This window comes from Flavobacterium sp. PL12, assembly GCF_039123485.1.
Classification (GTDB): Bacteria; Bacteroidota; Bacteroidia; order Flavobacteriales; family Flavobacteriaceae; genus Flavobacterium; species Flavobacterium weaverense.
This window is the reverse complement of sequence record NZ_JBANDI010000003.1, coordinates 168,720-175,974: the sequence shown is the minus strand read 5'-3', so window position 1 is coordinate 175,974 and position 7,255 is coordinate 168,720. Positions and strand designations below refer to the sequence as shown.

Genomic DNA, 7,255 nt, shown 5'->3' with positions numbered 1-7,255 from the left:
TGCTTATAAATCATTCGAAAACCTCAAAGAAAAATTAAATTTTGTCCTGACTAATTTTGGAACAAAATACGACATTAAATTTTAACCATTACTTACTTTAAGAAATCAATATTTCTTTTTAAACCTAGATATTTCGCTCTTTTTATAGGGGATTTTTTAAAAACAGCTCTAAAGGTTTCCTCAGTAATTTCGATCCAATCCCTTTTAGTCATCGAAAGTAAGTCTGGATGAGGAGTAAGTAATGGCTCACTATGTGGTTTTGAAAACTTGTTCCACGGACATACATCTTGACAAACATCGCAGCCAAAAGCCCAATCATCAAACTTACCTTTCATTGCAGCTGGAATGCTTTCCTTCAACTCTATCGTAAAATACGAAATACATTTACTACCATCTACGATATAAGGAGAAACTATAGCTTCCGTAGGACAGGAATCGATGCAAGCGGTGCAACTCCCACAGTGATCTGTAACGGCATGGTCATAGTCTAAATCAAGATCAATTATTAGCTCTGCGATAAAGTAAAAAGAGCCAACCTTTTGCGTAATTAAATTACTATTCTTTCCTATCCATCCTAATCCACTTTTTGCAGCCCAAGCTCTATCTAAAACTGGAGCTGAATCAACAAATGCACGTCCGCCAACTTCTCCTATTTCGAATTGAATAGAGTGCAAAAATTCTTTTAACTTATCTTTAATTATAAAATGATAATCTTCACCATAAGCATATTTAGAAATTTTAAAACTATCAGAATTTTGCAAATCCTCGGGGTAATAGTTTAGTAAAAGTGAAATAACGCTCTTTGAACTTTCAACAAGCAAGGTTGGATTTAAACGTATGTCAAAATGATTTTCCATATAGGACATCTGACCATTACGATTTTGATTTAACCAGTTTTCAAAACGAGGTGCTTCTTCCTCTAGAAAACCAGCTTTCGATATTCCACAAGACAAAAATCCAAGACGTATGGCCTCGGATTTAATGAATTTTGTATATGTTGTTTTTGTACTAATATCAAATTTAGATTAAAATATTATTGCAATAAATAGTTTAATTTGTACGGTAGAATAAATAAAACTATAGTATCTAGAAAACTTTAGAATAGACCACCCTGAATATTAGTATTTAGTTTACCTAAGTGCTTATACGCTTTATCAGTAACTTCACGACCTCTTGGAGTTCTCATAATAAAACCCTCCTGAATTAAAAACGGTTCGTAAACTTCTTCAATTGTTTCGCTACTTTCTGATACGGCTGTCGCCAAAGTGGATAATCCTACTGGACCACCTTTGAATTTATCAATGATAGTATTTAGTATTTTATTATCCATTTCATCTAAACCATGAGCATCTACATTTAGTGCTTTCAATGCATAACGTGCAATTTCAATATCGATAGTTCCGTTGCCTTTTATTTGTGCAAAATCTCTAACACGACGTAACAAAGCATTGGCAATACGTGGCGTACCACGACTCCTACCTGCAATTTCGATAGCTGCTTCCATAGATATTGGCATTTTAAAAATCGTCGCACTTCTTTCTACAATTGTTGTCAACAACTCAGTTGTATAATATTGCAAACGTGATGCGATTCCAAAACGAGCTCTCATTGGAGCAGTCAGCAACCCAGATCTAGTAGTAGCACCAATTAATGTGAAAGGGTTTAAATTTATCTGTACCGTACGAGCGTTCGGACCAGATTCTATCATAATATCTATTTTAAAGTCTTCCATAGCTGAATATAAATATTCTTCCACTATGGGACTTAAACGATGAATTTCATCAATAAAAAGCACATCTCTCTCTTCCAAGTTGGTTAAAAGACCAGCCAAATCTCCCGGCTTATCTAAAACAGGACCTGAAGTAATCTTGATACCTACTTGTAACTCATTAGCTAAAATATTAGCAAGCGTAGTTTTCCCTAGTCCTGGAGGACCATGAAACAAAGTGTGATCTAACGCCTCATTTCTTTGGTTCGCTGCTTGAACAAATATTTTCAAGTTTTCAAGTACCTGATCTTGTCCAGCAAAGTCATCAAAAGAAAGAGGTCTTAATTTCTTTTCGAGATCAAGCTCCTCTGAATTATAACCGTTTGTAGTAGGATCTAAATTTTCATTCATAGAACAAAGATAGAATAAAGTTACAAGTAAAAAAAAATGCCTTTCAGAATAGAAAGGCATTTTTAATATATTTAAAATCTAGTGATGTAATTCTTCTTCACCTGGTTTCATTGGTACATTTTGAGGTACAAAATCTACGTCATGATTAGGGTTACTATAATCATATGGCCATCTGTGAACTTCTGGAAGAGCACCTGGCCAGTTTCCATGTATGTGTTCTACTGGAGCAGTCCATTCAAGAGTTGTAGATTTCCATGGATTCTGTACTGATTTTTTACCGTAAAAAATACTAGCAAAGAAATTGTATAAGAAAACAAGTTGGAAAACTCCACCAATTAAAGCAAAAGTAGTAATAAGAACATTCACATTTTGAAGATCATCAAACAAAGGGAAACTAGTATTTGTGTAATAACGTCTTGGAAGACCAGCTAATCCAATAAAGTGCATTGGAAAGAATACCCCGTAAGCACAAACTGCAGTTACCCAAAAGTGAATATAACCTAAATTTTTGTTCATCATTCTACCATACATTCTTGGGAACCAGTGGTAAACACCAGCAAACATTCCGTATAATGCAGAGATACCCATTACTAAGTGAAAGTGAGCAACCACAAAATAAGTATCGTGAACATTAATATCCAGAGTACTATCTCCAAGAATAATTCCTGTTAGTCCACCAGTTATAAATGTCGAAACCATACCAATCGAAAACAACATAGCTGGATTCAATTGCAAATTACCTTTCCATAAAGTCGTGATCCAGTTAAAAGCTTTTACAGCAGATGGTATCGCAATCAATAAAGTGGTAAACGTAAAGACAGATCCTAGAAATGGATTCATTCCTGAAACGAACATATGGTGACCCCAAACGATCGTTGATAAAAATGCAATTGCTAAAACAGACATGATCATCGCTCTATAACCAAAGATTGGTTTACGAGAACTCGTAGCCATAACTTCAGATACAATTCCCATTGCTGGTAAAATAACGATATAAACCTCAGGGTGACCTAAGAACCAGAACAAGTGTTCAAACAATACAGGAGAACCACCTTGATAATGTAAAACTTCTCCAGCTATATAAATATCAGATAAGAAGAATGATGTTCCAAAACTTCTATCAAAAATTAATAATAACGCAGCAGATAAAAGAACTGGAAACGAAACAACTCCAATAATTGCAGTTACAAAAAATGTCCAGATTGTTAATGGTAACCTAGTCATCGACATTCCTTTTGTTCTAAGGTTGATAACTGTTACGATATAATTTAAAGATCCTAATAAAGAAGAAGCAATAAATATCGCCATAGATATTAACCAAAGAGTCATACCCATTCCTGAGCCAGGGATTGCTTGTGGCAACGCACTTAAAGGAGGATAAATTGTCCAACCTGATGATGCAGGACCAGCTTCAACAAATAATGAACTAAGCATTACAACAGCTGATATGAAAAATAACCAATAAGAAACCATATTCATAAACCCTGATGCCATATCTCGTGCACCAATTTGAAGTGGAATCAATAAGTTACTAAATGTTCCACTAAGACCGGCCGTCAAAACGAAAAAGACCATTATCGTCCCGTGTATGGTAACTAATGCTAAATAAATATCATTAGCCATAACTCCATTAGGAGCAAATTTATCACCTAATAAAATATTAAATATTTTAAAAGATTCCTCAGGCCATGCTAATTGCATTCTAAAAAGCAATGACATTAGTACCCCGATAACTCCCATTATAATACCTGTAATTAAGTATTGCTTGGAAATCATTTTATGATCTATACTAAAGATGTATTTAGTAATAAAAGTTTCTTTATGATGATGTTCGTGTTCGTGATCCAATGCGTGATCGTGACCTTCTGCTGACATATATGTATACTTTAAATTTTCTTAATAATATTATTTCATTGCCATTTTAGCAACAACCGTAGTATCTGCGCCTTTTGTCGAGTCCATTTTAGTAGCTCCGTCAATTGCTGGAACTGGAGTAGCGTTAGCTTCTTTTACTTGAGTTACAAGAAGTGCTTGCTCATTGATCCACTTTTTATAATCTTCAGGAGTGTCAACAATTACTTTCATTTGCATATTGTAGTGAGATGCACCACATATTTTATTACAAAGTAGTAAGTAATCAAAAGCGTAAGGATCTAAAGCTGTTTCGCCTTTAGCAACTAATTCAACACTTTTCTTCGCTCTTAAATCATTAATGTGTGCTACCTTTTCAATCATATAAGGCAACTCTCTATACTCAGCAGTAGTAAATACTGGAGTAAAAGCAAATTCAGTAACCATACCAGGAACAACATTCATTTGTGCTCTAAAGTGAGGAAAATAAGCAGAGTGCAAAACATCTTGAGATCTCATTTTGAAATGAACTTTCTTTCCTATCGGAATGTGCAGTTCAGTAACAACGATATCATCTTGAGAATATGGATCTGCCATATCAACACCTAGACTATTTACTCCTTCAATTAATCTTACGTTAGCTTTACCTAGTACATTATCTTCACCTGAATATCTAGCTTTCCAGTTAAACTGCTGTGCATAAAGCTCAATAACAATTGTATCCTCATCCTCATCAACAAACATAATATTTGTCCATGCATACAAACCGTACAAAATCAAACCAGCTAATACAACCGCAGGGATAACGCTCCATAATGCCTCTAACTTATTGTTATCAGCAAAGTAAAGTGCTTTTTGATCTTTTTTACCTCTGTATTTAAAAGCAAAATAGTGTAAAAGCGCTTGTGTAATTGCCTGAACAATGAATATAAGAACCCATGTAATGTTCATTAAAAAGTCAACATCTTCACCATGCTCAGAAGCTGGTGTATGTAAAACTAAAGGACCCCATTTAAACAATCCGTATATTGTGAAGATATAAAGAAAAGCAAGAAATGTGAACATGATATAACCTTGAACGTTATTATCATCATCTGTCGCTACTTCTGATGTATCTCTATTAGAACCAACTTGCGTTAGGTCGAATATTTTAGTCAATTGCCATAGAGCAACAGCTAATAAAACTAAAACTATAATTACCAACAAACTTGTCATCTGTTTTCTACTTTAAATATTAATAATGGAAATGTTTACTTTCATCAATGAAAGGATTTCTTTTTGGTAACAATGGTGATTTAGTTAATGCTGTGAAAACAACAAATATAAATAATCCAAGGAAGAAAAGGATAGAAGCTATCTCAGAAACTCCAATAAACCATCTGTCTCCAACTGTTCCAGGCATAATCATAAGGAAGAAATCTAGGTAATGTCCTAACAACATTACAACTCCCGCCATAACTAAAACCCACGTAATTCTCTTGAAATCTGTATTGATCAATATTAATAAAGGAAAAATAAAGTTCATCGTTACAGCTGCAAAAAATGGAAGATTATATATTTCTATTCTTGTGATGAAGTAAGTAACTTCTTCAGGAATATTAGCATACCATATTAAAACAAACTGTGAAAACCATAAGTAAGTCCAGAAAATACTGAAACCAAACATAAATTTAGCTAAATCATGAATATGACTTGTATTAACATGTTCTAAAAGACCTTTCGATTTCAGATATAAAGTTACCAATGCAATAACTGTAATACCACTTACGAAGAAACTTGAAAAAACATACCATCCAAATAATGTACTAAACCAGTGTGGGTCGATTGACATAATCCAATCCCAAGACATAATAGATTCAGTTACAATAAAGAATACAAGAAATATCGCTGAAATATTAAAATTCTTTTTATAATTAAGATTGTCGTTAGCCTCATCTTGAGCTAAACAATTTTTTCTAGAATAATACTGATATAAATTCCAACCAATTAAGAAAATTGCAGCTCTAATAATCCAAAAAGGAAAGTTTAAATAACCTGCCTTGTTAGCAATCAATTTATCTGCAGCAACTACAGCAGGATCTAACCATACAAAAAGATGATTAAAATGAAAACCTGACAGCAATAGTATGATAAAGAATATAACAGATCCTACAGGTAAATATGACGTAATACCTTGCATTACTCTAAATAAAACAGGAGACCATCCCGCTTGAGCTACTTGTTGAATAGCATAGAAAGCTAAAACACCAAGCGAAACAAGCATAAAGAATATACACGCTACATAAAAAGCAGCCCATGGCTTATTTTGTAATTGATGTAAAACATGATTTAAGTGTTCTGCATGCTCTTCTTCAGCATTAACAACATGTTTTTCTCTGTTAATTTTTGAAACTACTTCAACAGGCGCAACCGTAGTTTCATTCATAACTTTAGCAGTGTCTGTTTCAATAGCCATAACTACTTTAGAATCCTCTACTTTTTTATCGGCTGCGGCTACATTATGAGAATCAGTCGCATCATGTGCAGCTCCAGCTTCCGCAGAAACTTCGTGTTTTGCTTCACCATGACCACCATGACTCTCCGCTGCAAGAAGCGCTTCAACTTCTTGAATATCTTTTGGTGCAGTATAAAAACCATATCCAATTCCTAATATACCAACGGCCATTAAGATGAATGAAAGAGTTTTTAATTTACTTGAAAATGTATACATATCTATTACGATCAGTTTGTTCAACAATTATAATTCGCTTTTTAGTTTTAGAACATAGTCAGCAACTAACCAACGTTCTTGGGGATTCAATTGATTTGAGTGTGAACCCATTGAATTCAAACCATAAGTTACAACATGATAAATACTACCTTCTGTTATAACTCTATCTGCATAGCTAGGAACTCCTAAAAATTTCTCTCTCTCTACTAATTTACCTTTACCATTCCCGGCTGAACCGTGACAAGTCATACAGTAAATATCATAAAGCTCTTTTCCTTTTTCTGAATTTCTATCTTCAACAGCTAGAGGCGACTTTAAATTAGCTTTAGCTAACTCGTAACCCGCAGTAGAATTTTCATAATCAAACGGTTCAAAACCTCTGTTTATTGATCCTTCTGCTGGAAGCTGAGCCTCTTTACCATCTTTAAATGCATTCGATTCAGAGTAAGTTTCATAACCTACTGATTCGTACATATTTGGAAAATATTGATAGTTTGGTGCCGATGTATTATGGCAAGATGAAACTAAAATAGTTATACCAAATAAAAGTGTTATTTTATATACGCTTTTCATAT

General features: G+C 33.9%; 6 protein-coding genes. All 6 read right to left on the bottom strand.

The genetic code is table 11. The features are described from left to right. Positions 1-92 precede the first annotated feature (92 nt). The 6 genes from queG to RCH19_RS02785 all read right to left on the bottom strand — a co-directional run bounded on the left by queG (position 93) and on the right by RCH19_RS02785 (position 7,253). A complete protein-coding gene (gene queG / locus RCH19_RS02810; RefSeq protein WP_343021942.1) occupies positions 93-1,013 on the bottom strand; it encodes a tRNA epoxyqueuosine(34) reductase QueG in 921 nt (306 codons plus the stop codon). Between the two features lie 83 nt (positions 1,014-1,096). After that, entirely contained in the window at positions 1,097-2,119 is a 1,023-nt protein-coding gene (ruvB, locus tag RCH19_RS02805; protein ID WP_343021940.1) for a Holliday junction branch migration DNA helicase RuvB, read from the bottom strand. Between the two features lie 78 nt (positions 2,120-2,197). After that, the gene (locus tag RCH19_RS02800) at positions 2,198-3,994 is read right to left on the bottom strand and encodes a cbb3-type cytochrome c oxidase subunit I (RefSeq protein WP_121923959.1); all 1,797 of its coding nucleotides are present in this window, start codon (positions 3,992-3,994) and stop codon (positions 2,198-2,200) included. Between the two features lie 30 nt (positions 3,995-4,024). Beyond that, positions 4,025-5,185, bottom strand: coding sequence for a cytochrome c oxidase subunit II (locus RCH19_RS02795; RefSeq protein WP_343021939.1), 1,161 nt, complete (start codon positions 5,183-5,185; stop codon positions 4,025-4,027). 19 nt (positions 5,186-5,204) lie between these two features. Next, positions 5,205-6,680, bottom strand: coding sequence for a quinol:cytochrome C oxidoreductase (locus RCH19_RS02790; protein WP_343021938.1), 1,476 nt, complete (start codon positions 6,678-6,680; stop codon positions 5,205-5,207). A gap of 27 nt (positions 6,681-6,707) precedes the next feature. Then, the gene (locus RCH19_RS02785; protein WP_343021937.1) at positions 6,708-7,253 is read right to left on the bottom strand and encodes a cytochrome c; all 546 of its coding nucleotides are present in this window, start codon (positions 7,251-7,253) and stop codon (positions 6,708-6,710) included. Positions 7,254-7,255: the final 2 nt, after the last annotated feature.